General features: G+C 64.8%; 2 protein-coding genes and 2 tRNA genes. 1 reads left to right on the forward strand and 3 read right to left on the reverse strand.

From position 1 onward, the window contains the following. Positions 1-62: 62 nt before the first annotated feature. A tRNA-Lys gene (locus ACN675_RS28685) sits at positions 63-135 on the reverse strand. A 350-nt stretch (positions 136-485) separates the two neighbouring features. Between ACN675_RS28685 and ACN675_RS28690 the strand changes: the two genes are divergently transcribed. Beyond that, positions 486-1,625: a L,D-transpeptidase gene (locus ACN675_RS28690; RefSeq protein ID WP_420754045.1), complete on the forward strand. Its 1,140-nt coding sequence runs from the start codon at positions 486-488 to the stop codon at positions 1,623-1,625. Between the two features lie 214 nt (positions 1,626-1,839). Here ACN675_RS28690 and ACN675_RS28695 read toward each other — a convergent pair. Next, positions 1,840-1,917: transfer RNA gene (locus ACN675_RS28695), tRNA-His, on the reverse strand. An 83-nt stretch (positions 1,918-2,000) separates the two neighbouring features. Then, positions 2,001-2,600: an oligoribonuclease gene (gene orn / locus ACN675_RS28700; protein ID WP_420754044.1), complete on the reverse strand. Its 600-nt coding sequence runs from the start codon at positions 2,598-2,600 to the stop codon at positions 2,001-2,003. Positions 2,601-2,661: the final 61 nt, after the last annotated feature.

Genomic DNA, 2,661 nt, shown 5'->3' on the forward strand with positions numbered 1-2,661 from the left:
CCGGCCGGCGCCGAGAACGAAGAAGGCCTGCACCGAGAATTCTCGGTGCAGGCCTTCTGCTGTGCGCCATCAGGGACTCGAACCCCGAACCCGCTGATTAAGAGTCAGCTGCTCTGCCAATTGAGCTAATGGCGCTTGGCGGTTTGTCTCCGGGCCGTTGTCCCGGCGACGAAGAGAAGATTACACACTCCGCTGTACGGCGCCAAATCGCCTGGTCAAAGGCGATTTCCTCGATGTCGGCCGGTAACGCGGAGGGGTGGACGGGCGATTGGTATTCGAACGTTATTCGTCGTCGAGGTTTCAGATTTGGTCTCGGTCTTCACCGGCTGGCATCATCGATGAGACATGCATTGACGTGCAGTTTTGCGGCCTGGGGGAGGTCCGGAATCGGAGGGTTGAGAGTGATCGACAAGAGTGTGCGGACGCCGCGGCGCCGCTCCCGGCGTACGACCGTGGCGGTGTTGGGGGCGGTACTGGTCGGTGTCATGACCTTCGTCACTGCATGCGCCGGCGGCTCGGCCGGCGGCGCCGACGAGGTCCCCATCGATTCGAATCCCCTCGCCGCCCTCATCAAGCCCACGGTGTCGTCCAGCGTCGTCGACGGTGGTGTCGGCTTCTCGCCGATCGATCCGGTGACGGTCTCGGTGGTCAACGGCAAGCTCGATTCCGTCACGCTCCGCAATCCCGACGGGGAAGCGGTGGACGGTGTGCTCGCGCCGGACGGCACCACGTGGGCGAACTCCGAACCCCTGGGTTACAACCGCAAGTACACGCTCGAGACGGTCGCGTACGGGCTCGGCGGAGCGACCACGTCCGTCGCTATGTTCACCACGAGCGCGCCCGGCAACCTCACCCAGCCCTACGTGCTGCCCGGTGAAGGCTCGGTCGTCGGTATCGGCCAGCCCGTCGCGGTGCAGTTCGACGAGAACATCCCGGACCGGCGCGCGGCCGAGGCGGCCATCACCATCGTCACGAATCCGCCCGTCGAGGGTGCGTTCTACTGGCTCAGCAATCGCGAGGTGCGGTGGCGGCCGGAGAACTACTGGACGCCGGGTACGACCGTGACGGTCGACGTGAAGGCGTACGGCAAGGACCTCGGTGACGGACTGTTCGGCCAGTCGGACGTGCACTCGTCGTTCACCATCGGCGACGCGGTGATCATCGACGTCGACGACAACACGAAGACCGTCGTGGTCAACCGCAACGGCAGCGCGATCATGTCGATGCCGACGTCGATGGGCAAGGACAGCACGCCCACCCCCAACGGCGTCTACACGATCGGCGACCGCTTCGACCACATGATCATGGATTCGTCCACGTACGGGGTGGCGGCCGACTCGCCGCAGGGCTACCGCACGCCGGTGGACTGGGCGACGCGCATGTCGTACAGCGGCATCTTCTTCCATTCCGCGCCGTGGTCGCTGGGTGATCAGGGGGTGCGCAACGTCAGCCACGGCTGCCTGAACCTCAGCCCGGCGAACGCGAAGTGGATCTTCGACAACACCAAGCGCGGCGACATCGTCATCGTGCGCAACACGGTCGGCGGAGTCCTGGAGGGAACCGAAGGTCTCGGCGACTGGAACATCCCCTGGGCGACGTGGAAGGCGGGCAACGCCAACACCTGACCCAGCATGCGGGCTGTGCACCGCGGAGACGAACGACGGAGGGTGACCGGACATCGGTCACCCTCCGTCGTTCGTGAGGGTGTCAGGGGCGGGCGTAGGGCCCCTACGTAACGCTCCACGTCGGTGTCGAAGTGCTCGAGCCGGTCCGTGGAGGTCGCGTCCTCGGCCGGCCACAGAAAAGGAAAGGCCCCGACCTTGCGGTCGGGGCCTTTCTTGGGGGTGAGTGACGGGACTCGAACCCGCGACAGCCAGGATCACAACCTGGTGCTCTACCAACTGAACTACACTCACCATTGCATCCGCTATCGGCCGGAGCCGGTTGCGACTGCGATTGAAATACTAGCCTGCTCTACCCGAAAACGACGAATCGCCTGGTCAGGCCGGTCCAAGATCCTTTACGACGCTCGTGATGTCCGCAGACGACGGCCCGGGCGGGGCGACGAACGCGGTGCGCCGGTAGTAGCGCAGCTCCCGGATGGACTCCTTGATGTCGGCGAGCGCGCGGTGCGACAGGCCCTTCGTGGGCTGGCCGAAATAGATGCGGGGGTACCAGCGCCGGCACAGTTCCTTGATCGAGCTGACGTCGACCATGCGGTAGTGCAGGTAGTTGTCGAGTTCCGGCATGTCCCGGGAGATGAACTGCCGGTCGGTGCCGATGGAGTTGCCGGCCAGGGGAGCGGTACCGGCCTCCGGCACGTGCGCCCGCACGTAGTCGAGGACGAGCTTCTCGGCCTCGGCCAGGGTGACCGTCGAGCGGCGCACCTCTTCGGTCAGCCCCGACTTCTCGTGCATCTGCTGCACGACATCCGGCATCGCGGCCAGCGCGTCGTCGTCGGCGTGGATCACGATGTCCACGCCCTCGCCGAGCACGTTGAGGTCGCTGTCGGTGACCAGCGCGGCGATTTCGATGAGTTTGTCGCTACCGATACGCAAACCGGTCATTTCACAATCGATCCAAACAAGTTTGTCCTGCACGAGAGTACAGACTAGTCAGCCGCGTGAGCGGGATAAGGTCTGCGGTGTAAACCGACGCCGG

The organism is Rhodococcus sp. O3, assembly GCF_048897285.1.
Taxonomy (GTDB): Bacteria; Actinomycetota; Actinomycetes; order Mycobacteriales; family Mycobacteriaceae; genus Rhodococcus.